The following is a 24,194-nucleotide window of genomic DNA, read 5'->3' as shown; positions in this document are numbered from 1 at the left end:
GCAGCCTTGTGCTGCGAAGAGGCCGGTGCAGCAAATGAAAATTCATCTTGCTGTCCCGGCCTCTTCGCAGCACAAGGCTGCTCCTACAGGGCGGTGAGGTCAGTCAGGTTTTCTTCACCCTGAACCACGCCGCATACAACGCCGGCAGGAACAACAGCGTCAACGCCGTAGCCACGATCAACCCCCCCATGATCGCCACCGCCATCGGCCCGTAGAACACGCTGCGTGACAACGGGATCATCGCCAGCACCGCCGCCAGCGCAGTCAGCACGATTGGCCGGAAGCGCCGCACCGTGGCTTCGATGATCGCCTGCCAGCGCTCCATCCCCGCTGCAATATCTTGCTCGATCTGGTCCACCAGAATCACCGAGTTGCGCATGATCATGCCCGCCAGGGCAATGGTGCCCAGCATGGCGACAAAGCCAAACGGCTGGCGGAACACCAGCAGGAACAGGGTCACGCCAATCAGCCCCAGCGGTGCGGTGAGGAACACCATGACCGTGCGCGAGAAGCTGCGCAGCTGGATCATCAGCAGGCTCAGCACCACCACCACGAACAGCGGCATGCCAGCGTTCACCGACTTCTGCCCACGCTCGGAGTCTTCAACCGTACCGCCTACTTCCAGCAGGTAGCCATCCGGCAGCTTGGCGCGTATCTCGTGCAGGGTCGGCTCGATCTGTTTCACCAGCGTGGCCGGTTGCTCCTTGTCGTAGATATCGGCGCGCACGGTCACCGTCGGCAGGCGGTTGCGGTGCCAGATGATGCCTTCCTCGAAGCCGTACTCCAGGGTCGCTACCTGCGACAGCGCCACGCTCTGGCCGTTGTCGGTCGGCAGTGCCAGGCTGCCGAGGTTACCCAGATCACCGCGCTCCTGCTGGGTGCCGCGCAGCAGGATCTCGATCAGCTCGTTGTCCTCGCGGTACTGGCTGACTGTGGTACCGGTCAACGAGCTTTGCAGGAAGCTGGCCAGGTGCGCGGTGCTCACGCCCAGGGCGCGGGCGCGGTCCTGGTCGATTTGGAGGAACACGGCCTTGCTGGGCTCTTCCCAATCCAGGTGCACGTTCACCACATGCGGGTTCTCGCGCACCTTGTCGGCCACTTGGCGGGCCAGCGCACGGGCCTGCTCGATGTGCTCGCCGGTGACCCGGAACTGCACCGGGTAACCCACGGGTGGGCCGTTTTCCAGGCGCGTGACCCGGGCACGCAGGTCAGGGAACTGCTGGTCTACAGTGCTGATCAGCCAGCTGCGCAGGCGCTCGCGGTCCTCCATCGACTTGGCCAGGACCACGAACTGGGCAAAGCTGGCTGCCGGCAGTTGCTGGTCCAGCGGCAGGTAGAAGCGTGGCGAACCGGTGCCCACATAGGCCACATAGTTATCGATGCCGTCCTGCTGCTTGAGCAGTGCCTCCAATTGCTTGACCCGCTCGGCAGTATTGGCCAGCGAGGCACCTTCGGCCAGCTTCAGGTCAACCATCAGCTCTGGGCGCCCGGAGGCCGGGAAGAACTGCTGGGGCACGAAGCGGAAAAGCAGGATGCTGCCGACGAAGGCCGCGATGGTCAGCAGGATCACCGTCTTGCGTCGCCGTACGCACCACTCCACCACCCGCCGCACGCGCTGGTAGAACGGCGTGGCGTAAGGGTCGGGCGCGTGGCCGTCCTTGCCATGGCGCGCAGCATGCAGCTTGGCCAGGTCTGGCAGCAGGCGCTCGCCCAGATAGGGCACGAACACCACGGCCACCACCCATGAGGTCAACAGGGCGATGGTCACCACCTGGAAGATCGAGCGGGTGTATTCGCCGGTACTGGAGGCCGCAGTGGCGATAGGTAAAAAGCCTGCCGCAGTGATCAGGGTACCGGTCAGCATCGGGAACGCAGTGCTAGTCCAGGCATAGCTGGCCGCCTTGAGCCGGTCATAACCCTGCTCCATCTTGATCGCCATCATCTCCACGGCAATGATCGCGTCGTCCACCAGCAGGCCCAGCGCCAGCACCAGGGCGCCAAGGGAAATCTTGTGCAAGCCGATGCCGAAGTAATGCATGGCAGCGAAGGTCATGGCCAGCACCAGCGGAATGGCCAACGCCACCACCAGGCCGGTGCGCAAGCCCAGCGAGAAGAAGCTCACCAGCAGCACGATGACCAGCGCCTCGACCAGCACCTGGACAAACTCGCCCACACCGGCCTTAACCGCCGCAGGCTGGTCCGAGACCTTGCGCAGCTCCATGCCGGCTGGCAGGGTGCGCGCCACCCGCTCGAACTCGTCTTCCAGGGCTTTGCCCAGGACCAGGATGTCGCCGCCGTCCTTCATCGACACGGCGAGGCCAATGGCATCTTCGCCCATGAAGCGCATGCGCGGGGCGGGTGGGTCGTTGAAGCCACGGTGCACTTCGGCCACATCGCCGATGCGGAACGTGCGGTCACCCACGCGAATGGGGAACTGGCGAATCTGCTCGACACTGTCGAAGCGCCCGCTCACCCGCAGTTGCAGGCGCTCGCTGGGCGTCTCGAAGAAGCCGGCGGTGCTTACCGCATTCTGCTCTTGCAGGGCCTGCTGCACGGCCTCGAGGGGTACGCCAAGGGTGGCCAGCTTGAGGTTGGACAGCTCGATCCAGATTTTTTCGTCCTGCAGGCCCACCAGCTCGACCTTGCCCACATCCTTGACCCGCTGCAGCCGGATCTGGATACGGTCGGCGTAGTCCTTCAGCACCGCGTAATCGAAGCCCTTGCCGGTCAGCGCATAGATATTGCCGAAGGTGGTGCCGAACTCATCGTTGAAGAACGGGCCCTGGATCTCCGGTGGCAGGGTGTGGCGAATGTCCGCGACCTTCTTGCGGATCTGGTACCACAATTCAGGTATGTCCCTGGAATGCAGCGAATCGCGAGCCATGAAGGTGACCTGCGACTCACCGGGGCGAGAGAACGAGACAATCCTCTCGTACTCGCCGGTTTCCATCAGCTTCTTTTCGATACGCTCGGTGACCTGCCGCGACACTTCCTCGGCGCTGGCGCCCGGCCACAGGGTACGGATGACCATGGCTTTGAAGGTGAATGGCGGATCCTCGCTCTGGCCGAGCTTGGTGTAGGACATGGCGCCAATGGCCGCCAGCAGGATCATCAGGAACAGGACGATCTGGCGGTTGCGCAGCGCCCAGGCAGAAAGGTTGAAACCCATCGGGACTTACTCCTTGGCCGTCAGGTTCACTACACGGTTGCTGCGGTCCACAGGGCGGATTTCCTGGCCCTCACGCAGTACATGGCCACCGGCGGCGACCACCCAGTCCTCTGGGGCAAGGCCTTCGAGTACGGGCACACTGTCGCTGCCATACGCCCCCAGGCGCACCACGGCCCGCTCCAGGCGGCTGTCCTTGTTGACCCGCCACACATAGGCTTGGCCGTTTTCCGCAGTCACCGCTGACAGTGGCACCGCCAACGGGATCACGCCCTCATGCGCGATGAACACCCGGGCGCTCTGGCCCAGCTCCGCCGGCGTGGCGGCCGAGGTGAAGGCAATGCGCGCAGCGAAGGTGCGCGAGCGTGGGTCGGCGGCCGGTGACAGCTCGCGGATACGCCCCTCGAAGCGCGCTTGCGGATGTGACCACAGCTCCACACTGACCGATTGCCCCACGGCAAAGCGGGCGAACTGCTGCTCCGGCAGGCTGATGAGCACTTCTCGCTCGCCATCCGTGGCCAGGGTGAACACGGTTTGCCCGGCGGCAACCACCTGGCCTACTTCAACCTGACGCTTGGCCACCACCCCGGCCTGGGGCGCACGCAGTACGGCATAGTCGGCCTGGTTACCCGCCACATCGAACTCGGCCTTGGCCTGCTTCAGCCGGGCAAGGCCGGCGCGGTAGAGGTTTTCAGCATTGTCGAACTGCGAGTGGCTGACCATCTGCCGCTCCAGCAGCTTCTGGTAGCGATCACGCTCGGCGCGCACCAACGCCAGGTTCGCCTCGGCACCCGCCAGCTGGGCACGGTTGGCTTCAAGCTGCAGACGCACGTCCTGCGGGTCCAGTTCGGCCAGCGGCTGGTCGGCCTTGACCCGCTGCCCCTCCTCCACCAGGCGCTTGCTGACCTTGCCGCCAATGCGGAAGGCCAGCTCCGGCTCGAAGCGCGCACGCACTTCACCAGGGTAACTGTCGGCAGCGGCTTCGGCCGGCTGCGGCTGCACCACCAGCGCCGGGCGCGGCGCGGCAGGCGGGGTGGCTTCCTGACCGCATGCCGTCAGTAACAACGCGGCAACGGCGGGCAAGGCGATGGACAAGGCATGGCGCAACATGATGAATCCTTTCGCGGAGGGCACTTCGAATATGTGTACTGACGGGTATATTAAGTCACGGAACTGCTGCCGAGAAGCCAGCATCGATAAGAAATTCACTTAAACGATGGCGACGATCACTGCTGTCTACCTCTCCAGCCGGTAAGATGGGAGCTTGATCAACCAGATGCAGACCACAATGTCCAACGACGCACCCATCGGCCCGGGCCGGCCCAAGGACCTGGCCAAGCGCGAGGCGATTCTCGAAGCGGCAAAGTCGCTGTTCCTCAGCCTTGGTTATGCCAACACCAGCATGGATGCGGTCGCTGCGGCGGCAGGTGTTTCAAAACTCACCGTGTACAGCCACTTCACCGACAAGCAGACCCTGTTCTGCTCGGCGGTCATGGCCACTTGTCAGCTACAGCTGCCCGACCTGTTGTTCGAGTACCCCGAAGGGGCGCCGGTGGAGGAGGTACTGCTGACCATTGCCCGTGGTTTCCAGGCATTGATCAGTAGCGATGAGGCGGTGAAGCTCAGCCGCCTGATCATGGCCCAAGGCAGCCTGGACCCAAGCTTTGGCGAATACTTTTACGAAGCCGGGCCCAAGCGCGTGCTGGCAGCGATGGAAGCGCTGCTGCGGGGTGCAGATGAGCGGGGGTTGTTGCGCATCGACAACCCGCTGCATGCGGCCGAGCACTTCTTTTGCCTGGTCAAGGGGGCGCCGGATTACCGCTTGCTGCTGGGGTGCGCGGCGCCGCTGGAGGGGGACGAAGCCGAGGCGCATGTGCGCGAAGTGGTGGGGGTGTTCTTGCGGGCGTTCAAACCCTGAGCGCTGCCAGGCAGAGAACAGTGGTCATTGTGAGAGCGGGCTTGGCCCGCGAATGGGGCCACGCGGTGCATGGCACCGGCTTCGCCGGTGTTCGCGGGACAAGCCCGCTCCCACAGTAATCGCGCAACGTTTCAATATTCAAGCAAGCCAGTTGCTCTCACAATGACCGCGCTAGCCGGCCAGTTGGGGGAAAATCAGGCCTTCAAGGCTTTCTTCGGGTAAATGTCATACCGGCTCGACTTGCCTTCCAGGCTATGGCTGGGCTTGGGCCCGTCGATGATCGGTGCCTTGCGCGGGCGCTTCACCACCACCCGGTGGCTGGCCAGCGCCAGGGCAGCTTCGAGTAGCGCTGGGGCATCCAGGTCGTCGCCCACCAAAGGCCGGAACACGCGCATTTCCTTTTTCACCAGTGCGCTCTTGTCGCGGTGCGGGAACATCGGGTCGAGGTAAATCACCTGCGGCGCCTCGCCTTCCCAGGTGTGCATGCGCTCGATGGCATTGCCGGTCAGCAGGCGCATGCGCCCGACAATCGGGCCCACTTCGTCGTCCGAACGCGCCCGCGCCAGGCCATCTTCCAGCAGCGCAGCAATCAGCGGCTGGCGTTCGATCAGGGTCATCTGGCAGCCCAGGCTGGCCAGCACGAACGCATCTTTGCCAAGGCCTGCCGTGGCATCCAGCACTTGTGGCCGCACGCCTTGGGCAATGCCCACGGCCTTGGCGATCATCTGCCCGTTGCCACCCCCAAACTGGCGCCGGTGGGCGGCCTGGCCCTCGACAAAGTCCACCCGCACCGGCCCCGGTGCCTGCGGCCCCAGCTGCTGGATCTGCAAACCCTCGGCGCCCACCTGCACGGCGAAGCCGGCGCTCTCGTCCTGTAGCGGCAGGCTCAGGCGTTCAGCCCACACCTTGGCCTGCTCCGCATACTCAGCCGACATCGCCTCGACCCTGATACCCGTGCCTTGCTCTTCCATCGTCCACACCTAAAAAATCAAACCAAGCCTTAATGAATCAGCAGCCACGGCCGATACAGGCAATATCCCGCTATTCTGCCAGAGCACAACGCGCGCGACTGCCATGTCAGATACTCTTCCTATCGGCTTGACCTATTTGTCGCCTGTCGGCAACTACAGTCAGCACAACACTCAGGCACTCGGGGGCGTCAGCCACCTGTGGCAGGATTTCTTTGCCCGGGCCATGGCCGAGCAGCAGGAAGAGCCCGCAGACAGCGTCAGCCAATCGTTCGTGCAGTACGACCAGGACAGCGGCGAACCCATCGGCGGCGCTCGAGCACTGGCGCTGATCGACGCCCAGCGCGCCTGCCCGGTGCACGACACCGAGGTAGCACCGCCCGAGCCGCTGTTTCTGCCCAAGGCCGAGCTTGAAGCCAACCTGCTGCCGCCTGCGCCTGAGCCGTTCAGTGCCATGGAGCTGATCGAACAACAGCGCCAGCTCGACACCAGCAACAGCTGGATGCGCCCGGTGGTGATGAACCAGGGCCAACCGATTCCAGAGCCCGGCACAGGCCCTGCCCCGCGGTCGTTGTTCCTGCCCATTGCCGAGTTCGAGACCAACCTGCTGGACCCGGCCCCGGAGCCGTTCGACGACGCCACTTTGGCCAGGCAGCAGAATGACCTGGAATTCGACATCCACTGGGCACGCCCGGTGGTGCTGAACAACGTGCGCGCGCACGCCTGAGGTTAGCGGCACACCTGCCAGCGGCCCATGTCCAGATGAAAGTGATTGTGGTGTGCTGCATTGTAGGCCGGCCCCAGTACTGTGCTGAAGCTCTCGCAAGCCGCCTGCTGCACCTGCCGTAAAAATTCGGCCTTCTGCCCACCCGCCTGCCAGTCACGCGCCAGGACGATGCGCTGGCCGTCCTGCATGCGAAAACCGCTGATGTCCAGCGCATTGGCGGTCGCGTGCTGACTCAGGCGGCCCTGCTTGCGGTGATAGACATTGCGGCAGGCGAAGCTGCCCAAGTGATCGACCTGCGCAACGGCTTGGCCCAGTACCCGCTGCGCCACGGGCTGCAAACCATGGTTTTCGAACAGTGCATAGGCTACCGCCAGCGGGCAACTGGCCAGAAAACTGCTGCTTAGCCGTGCCTGGCCGCCCTCGATACGCCAAACGTTGCGCAACGGGCAGTTGGCCGAAGCCGGGCTGTCGGCTTGCGCCCGGTAGCGCAGCTGGCTGGTTTCCAGTGCCTGTCGGCACAAGGCCGGGTCATCGCGCAGGCGTGAAAGCTTGTACGGCGTCAGCAGGTTGGGCGGCTGGCGTACGTCCAGCGGCGCCCAAGGGTTCCACACGGCAGGCAGGCGCCAGCCGAAGTGCCAGGCCAGACCGGCCAGCACCAATAGGCTGGCCAGCAGCGCCAGCATTGCCCGCATCAGCGGCGGAACAGGTCGTTGAGCTGGGCAAACGGCAGTGCCTGCTCACCGTAGCCGAACGTACCCTCGTTGCGAATTTCCAGCGCGGCACGGTGGAACGCCCCCAGCGCAGCACGGGCCAGCGACGAGCCGACGCTGATGCGGCGCACGCCCAAGTCCTGCAACTGGTTCACGCTCAGCGGCACCCCCGCCATGCCCATCAGCACATTCACCGGCCGCGGTGCGACCGCCTGCACCACCGCACGCACTTCCTCTACGGTGCGCAGCCCCGGCGCATACAGCACATCGGCGCCGGCCTCGGCATAGGCTTGCAGGCGCAGGATGGTGTCGTCCAGGTCCATGCGGCCGTGCAGCAGGTTTTCTGCCCGGGCGCACAAGGTGAACGGGAACGGCAGGCTACGCGCAGCCTGCACGGCGGCGCGCACGCGCTCCACGGCCAGCCCGAGGTCATAGATGGGCGCATCACTGCGGCCACTGGCATCTTCGATGGAGCCACCTACCAGGCCGATTTCGGCAGCACGCAAGATGGTCTGGGCACAATCTTCAGGCATGTCGCCGAAGCCGTTCTCAAGGTCCGCGGCCACCGGCAAGGCAGTGGCATCGACGATCTCGCCGGCATTGTCCAGGGTATCGTCCAGGCTCAAGGCGCCTTCGGCGTCTGGCCGGCCCAGGCTGAAGGCCAGGCCGGCACTGGTGGTGGCCAGCGCCTCGAAACCCAGGCTGGCAAGCAGCTTGGCGGAGCCGGCATCCCACGGGTTGGGGATGACGAACGCGCCTTCGCGCTCGTGTAAAGCCTTGAAGGCTTCGGCTCGCAGGGTTTGCACATCCATGGTTCAACCTCCGGCAGTCAGGGAAAGGTCAGAGTAAGCCCAGTTGTTCGACCTCGGGCGCGCGCGGCAATTCCGGCAAAGGTGCAAGACCTGGCAAGCGTGCCATCAGGCGTTGATGGAAATGCTGGGCCAACGCCGCAGCCAGGCGATTGTCCGAGGTGTGCAGGAAAATGTAGGGGCTGCGCCCTTCTTCGATCCAGCCGGCGACTTTCTCTACCCAGGGGCTGAGGAAGGTGTGATTGGCCTCCAGCTGCGGATGGCCGATGAAGCGAACCTGTGGGTGCTGGCTGAAGGCCGCCGGGCGCGGTGGTACCTTGGGCTTCTTGGATTGCGCGTGCAGCACGGCAGGGTCGCGCGAGGTGCAGCTGAACAACGCACGCGGGTCCAGGCAAATACGCTCCACGCCGCGTTCGTGCAGCAGGCGGTTGAGCAGGCGTTCTTCTTCACCCTTGGCGAAAAAGGCCTGGTTGCGCACCTCCACGGCCACCGGCAGCCCGATTTGGTCGAGGAAGTGGCAAAGCTCGCCCAAGCGCGCCGGGCCGAACTGGGCCGGCAATTGCAGCCAGTACGGTGATACGCGCTGGCCCAGCGGGGCCATCAGCCGCGTGAAGTCGAAGGCAGGCTCAAGCTGATCACGCAGGTCACCCTCATGGCTGATGTCGCGAGGAAACTTGGCGGTGAAGCGGAAATGCTGGGGCATCACCTGCGCCCAGCGGGCAATGGTGCCGGGGGCGGGGCGTGCGTAGAACGTGGTGTTGCCCTCGACGGCATTGAACACCTGGCTGTAGAAGCCAAGCATTTCATTGCTGCTGGCGTCGGCGGGATACAGGTACTCACGCCAGGCGTTTTCGCTCCAGGACGGGCAACCGAGGAAATAAGGCAGTGGTGGTGGACTCATCCACTAAATGTACAGGTCGAGCCCCAGTACTTCCATGTCCCAGTCAGTGAAACCGGCGGTGCTCAGGTAGCTGGCCAATGCGGTGGCGGTGCGGCGGTCACGGGCGCGGGGGAAGATCATGTCTTGCTGGCGGGCTGGCAGGCCACCGCTGCGTCGGCGGGCGGTGGCTTCCACGGGCGCGGGCTGGCTGTCTTCTATCAGCTCGGCATCATCGATGGCCTCGTCACGCGCCGGTGCCTTGCGCGGGGTGCGCTTGACCGGGTAGGACTGCGATGAGAAACCGTCGATACGCATGGCATGAGCACTCAGGACCAATGATGGCAATTTAGCAGCATCAGAGATCCGTCGCTAATGCTTGAGTGATAACTGGACCACAGATCGCGCAAAAGGTTTTAGAGTGAACGGCGATAACCGACGAACAGCACTCAGTGCTTCTTGGGCGTGGCTACATTATCGCGCAGATAAACCGGTTGCGCCTGTTCGGCAACAATTGCCTCGCCTCGGGCCCAGGCGAAGGTGGCCAGGCTGAGAATGTCGAGGGCACTGGGCAAGGCGCCAGGGTTACTGGCCGCCACCTTTACCGCCAGGCGCTCGGCGTAGCCCCAGCCGGTACCGGCACCGAACCACTCGCCGTTGCTGCCGGCCGGCAGCGCTACCTGCTCGGGCGGCAACACCGCTTCGCGGCCGACCAGGCGCATTTCGCCTGCCGTGGCTTGGTAGCAGCCCCAGTACACTTCGTCCATGCGCGCATCGATGGCAGCCGCCACCTGCTGCACGCCCTGCTCGCGCAAGGCCCCCTGGGCCAGCGCGGCCAGGTTGGACACCGGCAGCACCGGGCGCTCCAGCGCGAAGGCCAGGCCCTGGACCACACCAATGGCAATGCGCACGCCAGTGAATGCACCCGGGCCTCGGCCGAAGGCGATGGCATCCAGTGCATTCAGCGCAACGCCGGATTCGGCCAGCAACTGCTTGATCATCGGCAGCAACTTCTGCGCGTGCTGACGTGGGATCACCTCGTAATGGCTGGTTACCTTGCCGTCATGCAGCAGCGCGACGGAACAGGCTTCGGTGGCGGTATCCAGGGCCAGCAGGGTGGTCATCGAACGGGTATCCAGGTGCGAATGAAAAGAGCGGCAGTATAGAGCAGCGGCGGCGTTGTGTCCCGAGGGGGGCGCTGTGCGGCCTTTGCAGGTGGCCTGTACAACATGGCCTTGACGCAATCCCTGTAGGAGCGGGCCAGGCCCCGTGGGTTGCAGCCCTGGAACGACAACGGCCCGCTAGCGGGCCGTTGTGTGGGGGCGTCAGGCGCTGATCAGCTCAGGGCTGCCAGGACCTTGGCGGTGATGGCGTCGACCGAACCGACACCTTCGATGTGGCTGTACTTCGGCTTGCCGGCATTGGCGGCCGACAGCTTTTGGTAGAACTCTACCAGCGGCTTGGTCTGGGTGTGGTAGACCGACAGGCGATGACGAACGGTTTCTTCCTTGTCGTCGTCGCGCTGGATCAGGTCTTCGCCCGTCACGTCGTCCTTGCCTTCCACTTTCGGCGGATTGTACTGAATGTGGTAGGTGCGGCCCGAGGCCAGGTGCACGCGGCGGCCCGCCATGCGGCCGACGATTTCTTCGTCGTCTACGGCGATTTCGACCACGGCGTCGATGTCGACACCAGCCGCGACCATGGCTTCTGCTTGCGGGATGGTGCGTGGGAAGCCGTCGAACAGGCAGCCATTGGCGCAATCAGGCTGGGCGATGCGCTCCTTGACCAGGCTGATGATCAGCTCGTCGGAGACCAGCTGGCCGGCATCCATGACTTTTTTCAGCTCCAGGCCCAGTGGGGTACCTGCCTTGACGGCGGCACGCAGCATGTCACCGGTGGAGATTTGTGGAATACCGAACTTTTCGGTGATGAACTTTGCCTGAGTACCTTTACCGGCCCCGGGAGCTCCCAGCAGAATTACGCGCATCTCGTGCTCCTCAAATTTTTTTATGAAATTCAATGGATTCGGCAACCAGGGCCAAGTCCGGAAAATCGGGTATGACCATAAAACGGTCAGAAGGCTGCTCAAGATACACAGCGCCCGGCAGCCATACAAGCGTCCCAAAGTTGCAGGAAAGCGCCACTTGTGGCCGACCGGGCAGGTGGTTGCGCCAGGCGCAACCAGCCACGCCTCATCCGTGCATGGCCTGCATGCCATTAACCCCGACAGGCCTGGATAACCTCTTAGCCGGTATTGCGCAGCCCGGCAGCAATACCCGCTACGGTCACCAGCAAGGCCTGCTCCAACGGGCTGTCCAGAGCGGCTTCGCGGCCGCGCGAGCGGGCCAGCAACTCGGCCTGCAGGCGGTGCAGCGGGTCCAGATAGGTGTTGCGCAGGCTGATGAATTCCAGCGTCTCGGGGCTGTGCGCCAGTAGCACCTGCTGCCCGGTCAGGCCCAGCACCACCTGGCAAGACTGCGACAATAGGTCGCGCAGGTGCGCACCTAAAGGAAGCAGGTGCGGTTGCACCAGACGTTCGTCGTAGGCCTCGGCAATTTGCGCATCGGCCTTGGCCAGCACCATTTCCAGCATGTCGATGCGGGTGCGGAAGAACGGCCATTGCTCGCGCATCTGCGCCAGCAACTCACCCTGGCCACGGGCCAAGGCGTTGCTCAGCGCGGTTTCCCAGCCCAGCCAGGCCGGCAGCATCAACCGGGTCTGGGTCCAGCCAAATATCCACGGGATGGCCCGCAGGCTCTCGATCCCCCCGGCGCGGCGCTTGGCCGGGCGGCTGCCCAGCGGCAGGCGCCCCAGTTCCTGTTCTGGCGTCGACTGGCGGAAATACTCGACAAAATCGGGGTTGTCGCGCACTACGCTGCGGTAAGCCTTGACGCCATCGGCAGCCAGCTGGTCCATCACCTCGCGCCAGGCCGGCTGCGGGGGCGGTGGTGGCAACAGCGTGGCTTCGAGCACAGCGGCCAGGTACAGGTTCAGGTTTTGCTCGGCGATGCCCGGCAAACCGAACTTGAAGCGGATCATTTCGCCCTGCTCGGTGGTGCGGAACCGCCCCGCCACCGAACCCGGTGGCTGCGACAGGATCGCTGCGTGGGCCGGGCCACCGCCGCGCCCTACTGTTCCGCCCCGGCCGTGGAACAGCAGCAGTTCGACCTGGTGTTCGGCGCAGATGCGCACCAGGTTTTCCTGGGCCCGGTACTGCGCCCAGGCCGCCGCCGTGGTGCCGGCATCCTTGGCCGAGTCGGAGTAGCCGATCATCACTTCCTGCGGGCCGCGCAGCCCGGCCCGGTAACCCGGCAGGCCGAGCAGGCGCTGCATTACCGGGCCGGCATTGTCCAGGTCGGCCAAGGTTTCGAAGAGCGGTACCACACGCATGGGGCGGGTCAGGCCGGCTTCCTTGAGCAGGAGCTGCACCGCCAGCACATCCGAAGCAGCACCGGCCATGGAAATGACATAGGAGCCCAGCGAGGCCGCTGGCGCGGCGGCAACTTCACGGCAGGTTGCCAGCACCTCGGCGGTATCTGCCTGTGGCTTGAAGTGCGCGGGCAACAGCGGCCGGCGGTTTTTAAGCTCGGCCTGAAGGAATTCGATGCGGCGATCTTCATCCCAGTCGGCATAGCGCCCCAGGCCCAGGTAGTCGGTGATTTCGGTCAGCGCATCACGGTGGCGGGCAGCGTCCTGGCGCACGTCCAGGCGGCCGAGGAAAAGCCCGAAGGTGACGGCGCGGCGCAGGCAGTCGAGCAACGGGCCTTCGGCGATAACGCCCATGCCACACGCGTGCAGCGACTGGTAGCAGAGTTCCAGCGGCGCAATCAGGTCGCGGTTATCCACCAGTACTTCAGCGCTGGCCGGTTGGCTGCCGGTTAACGCCGAATGTGCCCAGGCACGCGTCGCCCGCAGGCGGTCGCGCAATTGCTTGAGCACGGCGCGGTAGGGTTCGGGACTGTCCCCTACCCGTTCGCGCAAGGCGTCGCTGGCCTGCTGCATGGACAACTCGGCGGCCAGTGCATCGATGTCGCGCAGGAACAGGTCAGCAGCCATCCAGCGCGCCAGCAACAGCACTTCCCGGGTGACAGCGGCGGTCACATTGGGGTTGCCATCACGGTCACCGCCCATCCACGAGGCAAAGCGGATCGGCGCGGCTTCCAGCGGCAGGCGCAGGCCGGTGGCTTCCAGCAGGGCTTTGTCGACTTTGCGCAGGTGGCTGGGGATAGCGTGCCACAGCGAATGTTCGATTACCGCGAAGCCCCACTTGGCTTCGTCTACCGGGGTAGGCCGGGTGCGGCGGATTTCTTCGGTGTGCCAGGCCTCGGCGATCAGCCGGCGCAGGCGTTCACGTACCTGCTGGCGTTCGTCCGGGGTCAGGTCGCGGTGGTCCTGGGCAGCGAGCTGGCCGGCGATGGCGTCGTACTTCTGGATCAAGGTGCGGCGCGCCACCTCGGTGGGGTGCGCGGTGAGCACCAGTTGGATGTCGAGCTTGGCCAGTTGCCGGGCCAGGGCATCGTTGCTGTGGCCGGCCTGCTTAAGGCGCGCCAGCAGCTCGGGTAACACCCGCGCCTCGAAAGGTTCGGCTTGATCGGCGTCGCGGCGGCGGATCAACTGGTACTGTTCGGCCATATTGGCCAGGTTGAGGAACTGGTTGAAAGCCCTGGCCACCGGCAGCAGATCGTCTTCGGCCAGGTCGGCCAGGGTAGAGGTCAGTTGCTCGCCAGGGCCACGGCGGTCGGCCTTGGCGCTGTGGCGAATGTCCTCGATTTTCTGCAAGAACGCATCGCCATGCTGCTGGCGAATGGTTTCGCCGAGCAGCTCACCCAACACATGGACATCTTCACGCAAACGCACATCGATATCGGTCATTGGCCCTCTCTTTGGCGCGGCACTGGCGCACTCCTGTATACAGCTCTACCGAAGAGTGCCCCCAGCCGAGCGGCAATGGCAAGCCGAGATCAGCCAAAGCAAACTAAAGTGAAAGCACAGCACTCCCATGCAATGCAGCCTGTAAAGGCGTCAACAGAGGTCATCATGAAAATCCGTGAACTCGCCCAGCACTGGGAACAAAATGCCGCCGGTACGCTCAGCCCCACGGGCCATGTGTTGCATCTGGACCTGGAGTCCGAGGCGCGCCTGGCCGCGCTGATCGACATGTACCCCAAGCGCACCGCCGAAGAACTGCTTGGCGAACTGGTGGCGGCCGCCCTTGAAGAGCTTGAAGCAAGCTTCCCCTACGTGCAGGGTCGCCAGGTCATTGCCACCGATGAAGAAGGCGACCCGCTGTACGAAGATATCGGCTCTACGCCACGTTTTCTGTCCCTCTCGCGACAGCACCTGCATAGCCTGAGCACCCACGGCGACGACAGCGAAAAATAACCACCTGCCCCAACGTTCCGGGCCTCGCCAAGGCCCGGAATACCGCTCCAGTCCGCGAAAGTTCACACCATCCCTCACTGACCAATCAGTCAGAAATAATTCCTCGTTTAGCGCACTTTTTTCTGAACCATTCTGAAAACGTTCGAGTCGGAGCCAATAGCCATCACGCTAAAACCCTGCACACTGCCATCGTGCACCGTTCAGCTGAAGCGCACGGTTTTGTCAGGGATTGAGCGATGGACTGCTACGGACATCGTCGTTATCAGGAGTGATCCAATGGAGCTGACCACCATGAAGACCCGCACTAGCAAACTGTCATCTACTCATGTGCGCGGGTTCAAGCTGGCCGCGCTGGCCCTGGGCAGTAGCCTGGTCCTGGCCGGCTGTGCGGGCAACCCGCCCACCGAGCAGTATGCCGTTACCCAGTCCGCCGTGAACTCTGCCGTCAGCGCGGGGGGCACCGAGTTCGCCGCCGTGGAAATGAAAGCGGCCCAGGACAAGTTCAAGCAAGCCGAAATCGCCATGCACGACAAGAAGTACGACGAGGCCAAGCGCCTGGCCCAACAGGCCGAGTGGGACGCACGCCTCGCCGAACGCAAGGCCCAGGCGGCCAAGGCCCAGAAGGCCGTGCAGGATGCCCGCCAGGGCGTTCAGGACGTACGTGAGGAAGGCCTGCGCAGCGCTCAGTGAGCCCTGCCCCGCCAACCTTAGCCTTCGCACTCGATCAAAGGATGAACACTATGCGCAAACACGTCATGATTCCCGCCCTGCTGGCCCTCAGCGTCGGTCTTGCTGCCTGCTCGCACGACCCGAATGCCAATCTGGAAGCGGCCCGTACCAACTTCTCCTCGCTGCAGAGCGACCCGCAAGCAAGCAAAGTCGCCGCACTGGAGACCAAAGATGCCCAGGATTGGCTGAACAAAGCCGACAAGGCTTACATGGACCGTGAAGACGAGAAGAAGGTCGACCAACTGGCCTATCTGACCAACCAGCGTGTCGAAGTGGCCAAGCAGACCATTGCCCTGCGTACTGCCGAAGGTGAGTTGAAGAACGCCTCGGCCCAGCGCGCCCAGGCCAAGCTGGACGCCCGCGACGCGCAGATCGCCAAGCTTCAGGACAGCCTGAATGCCAAGCAGACCGACCGCGGTACGCTGGTGACCTTCGGCGACGTGCTGTTCGACTTCAACAAGGCCGAACTCAAGAGCAACGCCTACCCGAACATCACCAAACTGGCCCAGTTCCTTCAGGAAAACCCGGAGCGCAAGGTGATCGTAGAGGGCTACACCGACAGCGTCGGCTCGGCCAACTACAACCAGAGCCTGTCCGAGCGCCGTGCCAACAGCGTGCGCATGGCACTGGTACGTGCAGGCGTAGACCCGGCGCGCATCGTCGCCCAGGGCTATGGCAAGGAGTACCCGGTCGCGGACAACGGCAGCAATTCGGGCCGCGCGCAAAACCGTCGGGTGGAGGTGACCATCTCCAACGACAACCAGCCAGTGGCACCGCGCTCGATGAGCCAGGTTCAGCGTTAAGGCTGGCTAGCTGAACAGAAAGCCCCGCGATCGACGCGGGGCTTTTCTTTGTCCGCCGATGGCGTTCTGGCGCCTGCGAGATCGAGCGCCGCGCGGGCGGCGCTCGATCTCGCAGGCGCCCAAAATGCTGCGCCGAACACTCACTTCACCTGCTTCGGGGTTTCCTCGCCCATACAGCGCACCGCACGCTTGCGGTTGTCCACCAGCACCCCGGTCAGGCCTTTCTGCTCGGTGTCGAACAATACCAGCACGCCATCGACGCACTGGGCCACTTGCGGTGCCGGGTCCAGCGAAACCTTGTAGTCCTCGCCCGGAATCGTCTTGAGCATGGTGAAGTCCTGCAACAACAGGGCATCCTCCGGTTTGGCAAAATGCAGGTAACCGTAGTACCACAAGGCCCCCACCGTCACGATGATGCTGCCGACGCCGGTCAGGATCAGCGGGATGGCGTTGCGTTCTTCACTCATTGCTTGTTGTTCTCGTCAGGGTAATTGGGCACTTCGGCCAGGCGCCGCAGGCCGTTGAAATGGCTGGGGTCATCAAGAAAACGCAGCATCACCTGGCGCCACGTGGGGTCGGCGAAGGTCTGTACGTGGCCACCACGGGTCAATTGCAGCACCCGCGGCGGTGGCGCGTGCTGGTACAGGCGGATGCCGTTGTCCATCGGCACCAGGTTATCGTCAATGCTGTGGAAGAACAGCTTGGGCGGGCTGCTGAGCTGCTCGATCGAACGGATTGCGCTGTCGCCGTCCGGCACCAGCCACGACAGCGGCACCTGTAACGGCCAGGTCATCCACGAGGTGCTGAGGGCAAAACGCCCGACTGAACGGTAACTGGCTGGCACCCCATCAAACACCAGCGCACTGAACCGCTGACGCTGCTCGGGATGGGCCGCCAGGTAGTGAATGGCCATGGCCCCACCTAGGCTTTGCCCCAGCAGCACCAGTGGCTTGCCCTTTACCTCGGGGGCCTGGTCCAGCCAGGCCATGGCAGCGGCAATATCTTCGTACACGTCTGGCAGGCTCGGCGTGCCCTGCGACAAGCCGTACCCGCGGTAATCGATCATCAGCACCTGGTAACCCTGCTCCGGCAGCCAGTAGCTGCCCCCCAGGTGCCCGGGCAGGTTGCCGCCGTTACCGTGCAAATGCAGCACCGTACCCTTGACCTCGATGCCGGCCTTGGCCGGCAACCACCAGCCATGCAGCCGCAGGCCGTCCGACGTCACAAGGGTGACATCGCGGTAGGCGAGTTTGGCGCGCTCGGGGGTAAACGCCTGACCGCGCTCGGGGTAGAACAGCAAGCTGCTGCAGCCACTCAGCCCCAACAGCAGCAAGCCAAGCGCCAGCAGGCGGCAGCGGTCAGAGAATGTTCGCGTAGTCGGCTTCAATACGGTCCAGGCTCAGGTGGTTGAGGAAGTTGGAGAAGCACATCCAGGCCGACAGCGCGTTAAGGTCGCGGAACTGCTCGGGCAGATACTTGGGCGGCTCGACCAGGCCCTCCTCCACCAGTTGGCGCAGGGTGCGCATGTCTTCCAGGGTGGTCTTGCCACAGAACAGCAACGGGATCTGTTCGAGCTTGCCTTTTTTCACGGCCAACTGAATGTAGTTGTAAACCATGATGAAGCCCTTGAGGTAGGACAAATCCTTGGTGAATGGCAGGCCATTGGGCACCGAACCGCGGAACACCCGGCTGGCATTGCTGTAGCTCTGCGCGATCTCGAAGCCTTGCTCACGGAAGAAATCGAACACCTGGAGGAAATCGGCGCCCTCCTCGACCATGTGGATGGCGCGGGTGCGGTTGGTGAGCTTGCGCAGACGGCTAGGGTAGGAAGCAAAGGCAATCACCTCCATGAGGATGGCCAGGCCTTCCTGGGTAACCGTCGACGAGGGCGGCCCCTTGGCCAGGAAGGTGCAGATCGGCTGGTTCAGGCCATTGAGCGTGGTGCCGACATGCACCAGCCCTTCGTGTACCTCCAGGGCGCGCACGTCGCGCGCGTTGAACATGGCATCGGCGCGCACCTTGATGTAGTCGGCACCGGCCGCCGCATCGGCGACGATACCGTCGGACTCGAACACGCGGATGGTTCCCTCGGCCTCGCCGAACACCTTGTTCAGCCGGTGCTGGAGGATCTCCACGGCCTCTTTGGCGGTGAGGTTTTTCGGTTCGTCCTTCAGGTCGCCACGGCCATCGATGTTGTTCAGGTAGTCCGACAGCATCAGGCCGAGGTCGGCCAGGGTCGGGTCACCGGCATGGAAGGCATCGGAGGCAGCACCATACAGCTCCTGGGAGATAAGGCCAAAGTCCTCGGTACCGCGCGCTTCGAGCATACGCACCACCATGCGGTATTCGCGGCACATGCGCTTCATGATCTGCCCGACCGGGTTGAACTGGCCAAGCTGGCGGATGATGTCGCGCTCGATGCCCTGGAACTCGGCCTTGACCGCGCCGGAGTCGAACGACAGCGGGCGCGACTGGTAATAGGCACGGTCGACGGCCGGCGGCTCCTTGCCCTTGCCCTTGAGGAAGCCCTGACGAATGTTGTCGTCCCACTTCACCGCGTCCAGCACCCGGATCGGGGTCTGTGCCGCCACGATGCGGTCAGACAGGGCACGGATGGTTTGCTGGTATTCGTCCACTGGGGACTCCTTATTGCAACAATGAGCCAAGCCTTGTGTTGCCTGTACTGGCCTCTTCGCGGCTAAAGCCGCTCCCACGGGGACCGCACAGGTCTCAAGCCTGATGCAGTACCTGTGGGAGCGGCTTTAGCCGCGAAGAGGCCGGCACAGGTCACTACTTGCCAGTACGCTGGAACCGCGCCACTTCGACGAACAAATCGGAGTTGGCCGGGTCGTCCAGGTAGGCCAGCACACGCGCCGACGGGCTGTCGATCAGCACGCCGTCACCGTTGTCTTCCGGCACCTCGGTACTGCGCCCGGTCAGTTCCTTTTTGTCCACCGCCTGCTGCACCTGCTCGACATCCAGGTTGTAGACTACCAGCTCCTTGCCCTCGACGATGTCGAAACCGCCGATCAGGAAGTTGCCCCCCAGGCGCTTGGGCACGCCTGCCGACAGGTACCAGCGGTTACCGTGGCGCGAAACGGTGAACACGTATTCCTCAGGCGCCTTGCCCTTGGCCGTGGCCACCGCCTTGTAGGCACCGCCGCCGCTGCGGCTGATGGTCAGCTTCAACGGCTCGCCCCAGGCGTCCTTGCTGCTCCACTTGCCGAGCAGGGCCTTGGGCGCCGCCTGGTTGCTGGGCAAAGGCTCATGGAAGGTCACCAGACAACCGCCCAGCAGCAGGAATGACAGAGTCAACAACACCACACGCCAGGCTTTCATCAGGTTCTCCTTGAAAAATCGGTCTCGGCTCAGGCCGATGCCAGCACCAGCTGCAGGTATCGGGTAAGCATAGCGAGCATCTGCCCATCGGCTTGCGCGTTCGCATCCTTGAGCAGGCCCTGATATTCCATCTGCTCGATAATCGCCGTCAACATCTGGGCGTCCTGTTCCGGTTGCCGCGATCCCACCACCTGCAACAATTGCCGGGTGCCGTGCAGCAGGATCTGCTCGTGGGCACGTACCAGCTCAGCCAGGCGTGGACACAGCAGCGCTTCCTGGCGAAAGGCCTGTTCGGCCATCAGGAAATCGCGGCGGTTCAGCAGTTGCCGCTGCACATAGTCGGCAGTCATGCGCGCCACTTCGTCAGCCAGCCGCGCCCGTGCCTGCGGGCTGCCGTCGCCCTGGGCCAGCAACTGGCGCAACACCACCTCGGTGTTGGCCCACAGTTTGGCCATGTAGGCGGCACTGCGCTCGACATATTGGGCGAAGGTGTCGGTGAGCAGGTCCTCGATGTCCTTGAAGTAGTAGGTGGTGGCCGACAGCGGCACAGCGGCCTCGGCGGCCACCGCACGGTGGCGCACACCGCGAACCCCATCGCGCACAACGATGCGCATGGCGGCGTCGAGGATCAGCTGGCGGCGCTGTTCGCTGCCTTGGCGGGCAGTCTTGCGACCTTGGTATTGCACGTTTTCGGCGACGGCGGTAGCGATGCCGGCGGCGCCTTGATCAGGCATGGCGGGTGTCACGGGGATACCTCACGGTTCAAGTCATCTGCGGCCTGCGCTGGCCTCATCGCCGGCACGCCAGCCCCCACAGGCCCGCACAATCGTCAGGACCTATGCAGTACCTGTGGGCGCTGGCTTGCCGGCGATAGAGCCAGTACAGCCAACATAAAGCTTCAGGCAAGAAAAAGCCGCCTCGAAAGGCGGCTTGTTCAATTCACTCAGGCCTGTGGACGCATGTGCGGGAACAGGATCACGTCGCGGATCGACGGCGAGTTGGTCAACAGCATCACCAGCCGGTCGATACCGATGCCTTCACCGGCGGTCGGCGGCATGCCGTATTCCAGCGCACGCACGAAGTCGGCATCGTAGTGCATGGCTTCGTCGTCACCGGCGTCCTTCTCGGCCACCTGGGCCAGGAAGCGCTCGGCCTGGTCCTCGGCATCGTTGAGCTCGGAGTAGGCGTTGGCGATTTCGCGGCCACCGATGAACAGCTCGAAGCGGTCGGTGACAGCCGGGTTGTCGTCGTTACGACGGGCCAGCGGCGACACTTCGAACGGGTACTCGGTGATGAAGTGCGGCTGCTCCAGTTTGTGCTCGACCAGCTCTTCGAAAATCATCACCTGCAGCTTGCCCAGGCCTTCGTGGCCCAGCACCTTGGCACCGGCCTTCTTGGCGATGTCGCGGGCGCGGTCAACGTCCTGCAGGTCGGCAGCGGTCAGTTCCGGGTTGTACTTGAGGATCGAGTCGAACACCGACAGGCGCACGAACGGCTCGCCGAAGTGGAACACCTTGTCGCCGTACGGCACGTCGGTAGAGCCCAGTACAAGCTGTGCCAGCTCGCGGAACAGTTCCTCGGTGAGGTCCATGTTGTCGCGGTAATCGGCGTAGGCCTGGTAGAACTCGAGCATGGTGAATTCAGGGTTGTGACGCGTCGAAACACCTTCGTTACGGAAGTTGCGGTTGATCTCGAACACCTTTTCAAAGCCACCGACCACCAGGCGCTTGAGGTACAGCTCCGGCGCGATACGCAGGAACATGGCCATGTCCAGGGCGTTGTGGTGGGTTTCGAACGGCTTGGCCGCCGCGCCGCCCGGGATGGTCTGCAGCATTGGCGTTTCAACTTCGAGGAAGTCACGCTCGATGAGGAACTTGCGAATGTGCGAGATCACCTGCGAACGCACACGGAACGTGTGGCGGGTTTCTTCGTTGACCATCAGATCGACGTAACGCTGGCGGTAGCGCTGCTCGGTGTCGGTCAGGCCATGGTGCTTGTCGGGCAGCGGGCGCAGCGACTTGGTCAGCAGACGCACGTTGGTCATTTCGACGTACAGGTCGCCCTTGCCGGAACGGGCCAGTGTGCCTTCGGCGCTGATGATGTCGCCCAGGTCCCAGGTCTTGACTGCGGCCAGGGTTTCTTCTGGCAGGGTCTTGCGGTTGACGTAGACCTGGATACGACCGGTCATGTCCTGGATCACCATGAACGAGCCACGGTTGAGCATGATACGGCCGGCAACCTTGACCGGGATCGCGGCTGCTTCCAGCTCTTCCTTGGTCTTGTCCGCGTACTGTTTCTGCAGGTCGTTGCAGTAGCTGTCGCGACGGAAGTCGTTGGGGAAGGCGTTGCCTTTGGCGCGCTCGGCGGCAAGTTTTTCCTTGCGCAGGGCGATCAGGGCATTTTCTTCCTGTTGCAGGTCTTGCGATTCGGTCTTGAGGTCGCTCATGTCGTCATTCTTTCCATCAGGTATTCGTTGCCCTATTCGGGCAGGGCACGCGATACCGGCGGGTAGCCAGGTATCGCGGCAGTGGAGTGCGGCTTACAGCCCTTGCTTGAGGCTTGCTTCCAGGTACTGGTCCAGGTCACCGTCCAGCACTTTCTGGCAGTCGCTGCGCTCTACGCCTGTGCGCAGGTCTTTGATGCGCGAGTCATCCAGTACGTAGGAACGGATCTGGTGGCCCCAGCCGATGTCCGACTTGCTGTCTTCCAGCGCCTGCGAAGCAGCATTGCGCTTCTGCATTTCCAGCTCGTACAACTTGGCCCGCAGCATTTTCATGGCGGTGTCTTTGTTGGCGTGCTGGGAGCGTTCGTTCTGACAGGCCACCACGGTGTTGGTCGGCACGTGGGTAATACGTACGGCCGAGTCGGTGGTGTTCACGTGCTGACCACCGGCACCGGAGGAACGGTAGGTGTCGATGCGCAGGTCGGACGGGTTGATCTCGATCTCGACCTTGTCGTCGATTTCGGGCGACACGAATACCGCCGAGAACGAGGTGTGGCGACGGGCACCGGAGTCGAACGGGCTCTTGCGCACCAGGCGGTGCACACCGATTTCGGTACGCAGCCAGCCGAAGGCATACTCGCCCTTGATGTGCACGGTGGCGCCCTTGATGCCGGCGACTTCACCTTCGGAAAGCTCGATGATGGTGGCGTCAAAACCACGCTTGTCGGCCCAGCGCAGGTACATGCGCAGCAGGATGTTGGCCCAGTCCTGCGCCTCGGTACCGCCGGAGCCGGCCTGGATATCCAGGTAGGCGTTGTTCATGTCCATTTCGCCGCTGAACATGCGACGGAACTCAAGCTGCGCCAGGGACTCTTCCAGGCCCTGCAGCTCGGTCTCGACGTCGCTGACAGCGCTTTCGTCCTCTTCCTCGACAGCCATGTCGAGCAGGTCCTTGCAGTCGGACAGGCCATTGGACAACTTGTCCAGGGTCTCGACGACCTGTGCCAGCATGGCACGCTCGCGGCCCAGGGCCTGGGCGTACTCGGGCTTGTTCCAGACGTTGGGGTCTTCCAGCTCGCGGTTGACTTCGATCAGGCGGTCATGCTTGTGATCGTAGTCAAAGATACCCCCGAATGGACTGGGAACGCTCGGTGAGGTCCTTGATGGTGTTCAGGATCGGTTGGATTTCCATGGGCTGGCTACTCGTGCGAATTCGGTGAAAAGCCTGCGAGTATAACCGAGTCCGCTGCACGACGGCAGACCCGCCGGGCGACCGGAGCGCCGTATTTACCCCATGGCAGCGGCGTACCTGCCGTCAGGCAATGCCAACCTGGTTACGCCCGCTGTTCTTGGCCTGGTACAAGCCTTTGTCCGCCGCCGAGATCAACAGCCGGCAGTGGCTGCCGACGGCCGGGGTCTGGGTGGCCAGGCCAATGCTCACGGTCAGGCGGGCATCGGCAGCCGGAGCGGTGTGCGGGATGCCCAGGGCCAGCACGGTCTGGCGCAGCTTCTCGGCCACCAGGCGTGCCCCGCCGGGCGACGTATTGGGCAGCACCAGCGCAAACTCCTCGCCACCATAGCGGGCCGGCAGGTCGGTCGGCCGCGAGCACGAGCCACGGATCGCCTCGGCTACCTGACGCAAAGCCTCGTCGCCGGCAAGGTGACCGAAGCTGTCGTTGTAGGCCTTGAAATAATCCACATCGATCATCAGCAACGACAGCTGCTGCTGTTCCCGCATGGCGCGGCGCCATTCCAGCTCCAGGTACTCGTCGAAGTGGCGGCGATTGGACAGCCCGGTCAGGCCATCGGAGTTCATCAGCCGCTGCAGCATCAGGTTGGAATCGAGCAGTTGCTGCTGGCTGACGCGCAAGGCGCGGTAGGCCTCGTCGCGTTGCAACAGCGTGAGGTAGGAGCGTGAGTGGTAGCGAATACGCGCGACCAGTTCGATGGTATCCGGCAGCTTGACCAGATAGTCGTTGGCCCCGGCGGCAAACGCCGCGCTCTTCACCAGCGGATCTTCCTTGGTCGACAGGACGATGATCGGGATGTCCTGAGTGGCCGGGTTGTTGCGGTATTCGCGCACCAGGGTCAGACCGTCAAGACCAGGCATGATCAGGTCCTGGAGGATTACCGTGGGCTTGATGCGCATGGCCTGTAGCACCGCCTGGTGCGGATCGGCACAGAAGTGGAAGTCGATGTTGTCTTCATTGGCCAGCCCCCGCCGCACCGCCTCGCCGATCATGGCCTGGTCGTCGACCAGCAGCACCATCGCCGAGTTCTCGTTGGTGGTGGGAAAACCCTCGATCGGTAATTCATTCATACC

General features: G+C 63.6%; 23 protein-coding genes. 5 read left to right on the top strand and 18 right to left on the bottom strand.

Annotation, left to right across the window (positions count from 1 at the left end; all coding sequences use genetic code 11):
- Positions 1 to 103: 103 nt before the first annotated feature.
- Both OZ911_RS05500 and OZ911_RS05495 read right to left on the bottom strand, forming a co-directional pair.
- Positions 104 to 3,169: an efflux RND transporter permease subunit gene (locus tag OZ911_RS05500; protein ID WP_016485189.1), complete on the bottom strand. Its 3,066-nt coding sequence runs from the start codon at positions 3,167 to 3,169 to the stop codon at positions 104 to 106.
- Between the two features lie 6 nt (positions 3,170 to 3,175).
- Positions 3,176 to 4,276: an efflux RND transporter periplasmic adaptor subunit gene (locus OZ911_RS05495; RefSeq protein WP_070086572.1), complete on the bottom strand. Its 1,101-nt coding sequence runs from the start codon at positions 4,274 to 4,276 to the stop codon at positions 3,176 to 3,178.
- 166 nt (positions 4,277 to 4,442) lie between these two features.
- Between OZ911_RS05495 and OZ911_RS05490 the strand changes: the two genes are divergently transcribed.
- Positions 4,443 to 5,084: a TetR/AcrR family transcriptional regulator gene (locus OZ911_RS05490; RefSeq protein WP_024717681.1), complete on the top strand. Its 642-nt coding sequence runs from the start codon at positions 4,443 to 4,445 to the stop codon at positions 5,082 to 5,084.
- 194 nt (positions 5,085 to 5,278) lie between these two features.
- On the opposite strand, the gene OZ911_RS05485 is transcribed toward OZ911_RS05490, so the two are convergent.
- Positions 5,279 to 6,055, bottom strand: a complete 777-nt coding sequence (locus tag OZ911_RS05485; protein ID WP_016485186.1) for a class I SAM-dependent methyltransferase — start codon at positions 6,053 to 6,055, stop codon at positions 5,279 to 5,281.
- A gap of 103 nt (positions 6,056 to 6,158) precedes the next feature.
- Here OZ911_RS05485 and OZ911_RS05480 point away from each other — a divergent pair, with 103 nt between their 5' ends.
- Positions 6,159 to 6,779 carry a hypothetical protein gene (locus tag OZ911_RS05480; RefSeq protein WP_023049119.1) on the top strand — a complete coding sequence of 207 codons (621 nt, stop codon included), beginning with the start codon at positions 6,159 to 6,161 and terminating at the stop codon, positions 6,777 to 6,779.
- A 2-nt stretch (positions 6,780 to 6,781) separates the two neighbouring features.
- Here the strand turns inward: OZ911_RS05480 and OZ911_RS05475 are convergent, their stop codons facing one another.
- The 7 genes from OZ911_RS05475 to ppc form a co-directional block, all read right to left on the bottom strand.
- Positions 6,782 to 7,471: an extensin-like domain-containing protein gene (locus OZ911_RS05475; protein ID WP_060517542.1), complete on the bottom strand. Its 690-nt coding sequence runs from the start codon at positions 7,469 to 7,471 to the stop codon at positions 6,782 to 6,784.
- The gene (locus tag OZ911_RS05470) at positions 7,471 to 8,301 is read right to left on the bottom strand and encodes an isocitrate lyase/PEP mutase family protein (protein WP_016485183.1); all 831 of its coding nucleotides are present in this window, start codon (positions 8,299 to 8,301) and stop codon (positions 7,471 to 7,473) included. The genes OZ911_RS05475 and OZ911_RS05470 overlap by 1 nt, the downstream gene beginning before the upstream one ends.
- A gap of 28 nt (positions 8,302 to 8,329) precedes the next feature.
- On the bottom strand, positions 8,330 to 9,199 hold the full coding sequence (locus OZ911_RS05465; RefSeq protein ID WP_023049120.1) for a DUF72 domain-containing protein: 870 nt from the start codon (positions 9,197 to 9,199) through the stop codon (positions 8,330 to 8,332).
- A 3-nt stretch (positions 9,200 to 9,202) separates the two neighbouring features.
- Positions 9,203 to 9,493: a hypothetical protein gene (locus tag OZ911_RS05460; protein WP_016485181.1), complete on the bottom strand. Its 291-nt coding sequence runs from the start codon at positions 9,491 to 9,493 to the stop codon at positions 9,203 to 9,205.
- Positions 9,494 to 9,624: 131 nt separating this feature from the next.
- A complete protein-coding gene (gene tsaB, locus OZ911_RS05455; RefSeq protein ID WP_070086571.1) occupies positions 9,625 to 10,299 on the bottom strand; it encodes a tRNA (adenosine(37)-N6)-threonylcarbamoyltransferase complex dimerization subunit type 1 TsaB in 675 nt (224 codons plus the stop codon).
- A 212-nt stretch (positions 10,300 to 10,511) separates the two neighbouring features.
- Positions 10,512 to 11,162, bottom strand: a complete 651-nt coding sequence (gene adk / locus OZ911_RS05450) for an adenylate kinase (RefSeq protein WP_016485179.1) — start codon at positions 11,160 to 11,162, stop codon at positions 10,512 to 10,514.
- Positions 11,163 to 11,419: 257 nt separating this feature from the next.
- Positions 11,420 to 14,047, bottom strand: coding sequence for a phosphoenolpyruvate carboxylase (gene ppc, locus OZ911_RS05445; RefSeq protein ID WP_016485178.1), 2,628 nt, complete (start codon positions 14,045 to 14,047; stop codon positions 11,420 to 11,422).
- 165 nt (positions 14,048 to 14,212) lie between these two features.
- Here ppc and OZ911_RS05440 point away from each other — a divergent pair, with 165 nt between their 5' ends.
- The 3 genes from OZ911_RS05440 to lptF all read left to right on the top strand — a co-directional run bounded on the left by OZ911_RS05440 (position 14,213) and on the right by lptF (position 16,089).
- Positions 14,213 to 14,557 (top strand): type 1 pili tip component, encoded by a 345-nt coding sequence (locus OZ911_RS05440; RefSeq protein WP_016485177.1) that lies wholly within the window; start codon positions 14,213 to 14,215, stop codon positions 14,555 to 14,557.
- A gap of 276 nt (positions 14,558 to 14,833) precedes the next feature.
- A complete protein-coding gene (locus tag OZ911_RS05435; RefSeq protein WP_014592166.1) occupies positions 14,834 to 15,247 on the top strand; it encodes a DUF4398 domain-containing protein in 414 nt (137 codons plus the stop codon).
- 50 nt (positions 15,248 to 15,297) lie between these two features.
- Complete coding sequence (gene lptF / locus OZ911_RS05430) at positions 15,298 to 16,089, top strand: lipotoxin F family OmpA-related lipoprotein LptF (protein ID WP_016485176.1); 792 nt, start codon at positions 15,298 to 15,300, stop codon at positions 16,087 to 16,089.
- A gap of 140 nt (positions 16,090 to 16,229) precedes the next feature.
- Here lptF and OZ911_RS05425 read toward each other — a convergent pair whose 3' ends face one another.
- The 8 genes from OZ911_RS05425 to wspR all read right to left on the bottom strand — a co-directional run bounded on the left by OZ911_RS05425 (position 16,230) and on the right by wspR (position 24,191).
- Positions 16,230 to 16,556 carry a PA3694 family proteiin gene (locus OZ911_RS05425; protein WP_016485175.1) on the bottom strand — a complete coding sequence of 109 codons (327 nt, stop codon included), beginning with the start codon at positions 16,554 to 16,556 and terminating at the stop codon, positions 16,230 to 16,232.
- Positions 16,553 to 17,476 carry an alpha/beta hydrolase gene (locus tag OZ911_RS05420; protein WP_016485174.1) on the bottom strand — a complete coding sequence of 308 codons (924 nt, stop codon included), beginning with the start codon at positions 17,474 to 17,476 and terminating at the stop codon, positions 16,553 to 16,555. The genes OZ911_RS05425 and OZ911_RS05420 overlap by 4 nt, the downstream gene beginning before the upstream one ends.
- Positions 17,448 to 18,725: a flavohemoglobin expression-modulating QEGLA motif protein gene (locus OZ911_RS05415; RefSeq protein WP_016485173.1), complete on the bottom strand. Its 1,278-nt coding sequence runs from the start codon at positions 18,723 to 18,725 to the stop codon at positions 17,448 to 17,450. Before OZ911_RS05415 ends, OZ911_RS05420 begins: the two co-directional genes overlap by 29 nt.
- Positions 18,726 to 18,879: 154 nt before the next feature.
- Positions 18,880 to 19,428: a hypothetical protein gene (locus tag OZ911_RS05410; RefSeq protein ID WP_016485172.1), complete on the bottom strand. Its 549-nt coding sequence runs from the start codon at positions 19,426 to 19,428 to the stop codon at positions 18,880 to 18,882.
- 29 nt (positions 19,429 to 19,457) lie between these two features.
- Positions 19,458 to 20,162, bottom strand: coding sequence for a TetR/AcrR family transcriptional regulator (locus tag OZ911_RS05405; protein ID WP_016485171.1), 705 nt, complete (start codon positions 20,160 to 20,162; stop codon positions 19,458 to 19,460).
- A 209-nt stretch (positions 20,163 to 20,371) separates the two neighbouring features.
- Positions 20,372 to 21,874 carry a lysine--tRNA ligase gene (gene lysS, locus OZ911_RS05400; RefSeq protein ID WP_012270790.1) on the bottom strand — a complete coding sequence of 501 codons (1,503 nt, stop codon included), beginning with the start codon at positions 21,872 to 21,874 and terminating at the stop codon, positions 20,372 to 20,374.
- 93 nt (positions 21,875 to 21,967) lie between these two features.
- Positions 21,968 to 23,063 (bottom strand): peptide chain release factor 2 gene (prfB, locus tag OZ911_RS05395; protein ID WP_096425666.1). Its coding sequence is split into 2 segments (ribosomal slippage): positions 21,968 to 22,990 and positions 22,992 to 23,063, totalling 1,095 coding nucleotides; the frame shifts between segments, so codons are not numbered across the junction.
- 123 nt (positions 23,064 to 23,186) lie between these two features.
- The gene (wspR, locus tag OZ911_RS05390; protein ID WP_016485169.1) at positions 23,187 to 24,191 is read right to left on the bottom strand and encodes a Wsp signal transduction system regulator diguanylate cyclase WspR; all 1,005 of its coding nucleotides are present in this window, start codon (positions 24,189 to 24,191) and stop codon (positions 23,187 to 23,189) included.
- Between the last annotated feature and the right edge of the window lie 3 nt (positions 24,192 to 24,194).

The sequence above is a fragment of the Pseudomonas fortuita genome (genome assembly GCF_026898135.2).
GTDB classification, from domain to species: Bacteria; Pseudomonadota; Gammaproteobacteria; order Pseudomonadales; family Pseudomonadaceae; genus Aquipseudomonas; species Aquipseudomonas fortuita.
The sequence above is the reverse complement of the archived record's forward strand: the minus strand, read 5'-3'. Positions and strand labels throughout refer to the sequence as shown.

Excerpts from the sequence above, each read along its gene's own strand:
- OZ911_RS05500 (WP_016485189.1), bottom strand. The coding sequence starts at position 3,169 with ATGGGTTTCAACCTTTCTGCCTGGGCGCTGCGCAACCGCCAGATCGTC.
- OZ911_RS05495 (WP_070086572.1), bottom strand. The coding sequence starts at position 4,276 with ATGTTGCGCCATGCCTTGTCCATCGCCTTGCCCGCCGTTGCCGCGTTG.
- OZ911_RS05490 (WP_024717681.1), top strand. The coding sequence starts at position 4,443 with ATGCAGACCACAATGTCCAACGACGCACCCATCGGCCCGGGCCGGCCC.
- OZ911_RS05485 (WP_016485186.1), bottom strand. The coding sequence starts at position 6,055 with ATGGAAGAGCAAGGCACGGGTATCAGGGTCGAGGCGATGTCGGCTGAG.
- OZ911_RS05480 (WP_023049119.1), top strand. The coding sequence starts at position 6,159 with ATGTCAGATACTCTTCCTATCGGCTTGACCTATTTGTCGCCTGTCGGC.
- OZ911_RS05475 (WP_060517542.1), bottom strand. The coding sequence starts at position 7,471 with ATGCGGGCAATGCTGGCGCTGCTGGCCAGCCTATTGGTGCTGGCCGGT.
- OZ911_RS05470 (WP_016485183.1), bottom strand. The coding sequence starts at position 8,301 with ATGGATGTGCAAACCCTGCGAGCCGAAGCCTTCAAGGCTTTACACGAG.
- OZ911_RS05465 (WP_023049120.1), bottom strand. The coding sequence starts at position 9,199 with ATGAGTCCACCACCACTGCCTTATTTCCTCGGTTGCCCGTCCTGGAGC.
- OZ911_RS05460 (WP_016485181.1), bottom strand. The coding sequence starts at position 9,493 with ATGCGTATCGACGGTTTCTCATCGCAGTCCTACCCGGTCAAGCGCACC.
- tsaB (WP_070086571.1), bottom strand. The coding sequence starts at position 10,299 with ATGACCACCCTGCTGGCCCTGGATACCGCCACCGAAGCCTGTTCCGTC.
- adk (WP_016485179.1), bottom strand. The coding sequence starts at position 11,162 with ATGCGCGTAATTCTGCTGGGAGCTCCCGGGGCCGGTAAAGGTACTCAG.
- ppc (WP_016485178.1), bottom strand. The coding sequence starts at position 14,047 with ATGACCGATATCGATGTGCGTTTGCGTGAAGATGTCCATGTGTTGGGT.
- OZ911_RS05440 (WP_016485177.1), top strand. The coding sequence starts at position 14,213 with ATGAAAATCCGTGAACTCGCCCAGCACTGGGAACAAAATGCCGCCGGT.
- OZ911_RS05435 (WP_014592166.1), top strand. The coding sequence starts at position 14,834 with ATGGAGCTGACCACCATGAAGACCCGCACTAGCAAACTGTCATCTACT.
- lptF (WP_016485176.1), top strand. The coding sequence starts at position 15,298 with ATGCGCAAACACGTCATGATTCCCGCCCTGCTGGCCCTCAGCGTCGGT.
- OZ911_RS05425 (WP_016485175.1), bottom strand. The coding sequence starts at position 16,556 with ATGAGTGAAGAACGCAACGCCATCCCGCTGATCCTGACCGGCGTCGGC.
- OZ911_RS05410 (WP_016485172.1), bottom strand. The coding sequence starts at position 19,428 with ATGAAAGCCTGGCGTGTGGTGTTGTTGACTCTGTCATTCCTGCTGCTG.
- OZ911_RS05405 (WP_016485171.1), bottom strand. The coding sequence starts at position 20,162 with ATGCCTGATCAAGGCGCCGCCGGCATCGCTACCGCCGTCGCCGAAAAC.
- lysS (WP_012270790.1), bottom strand. The coding sequence starts at position 21,874 with ATGAGCGACCTCAAGACCGAATCGCAAGACCTGCAACAGGAAGAAAAT.
- wspR (WP_016485169.1), bottom strand. The coding sequence starts at position 24,191 with ATGAATGAATTACCGATCGAGGGTTTTCCCACCACCAACGAGAACTCG.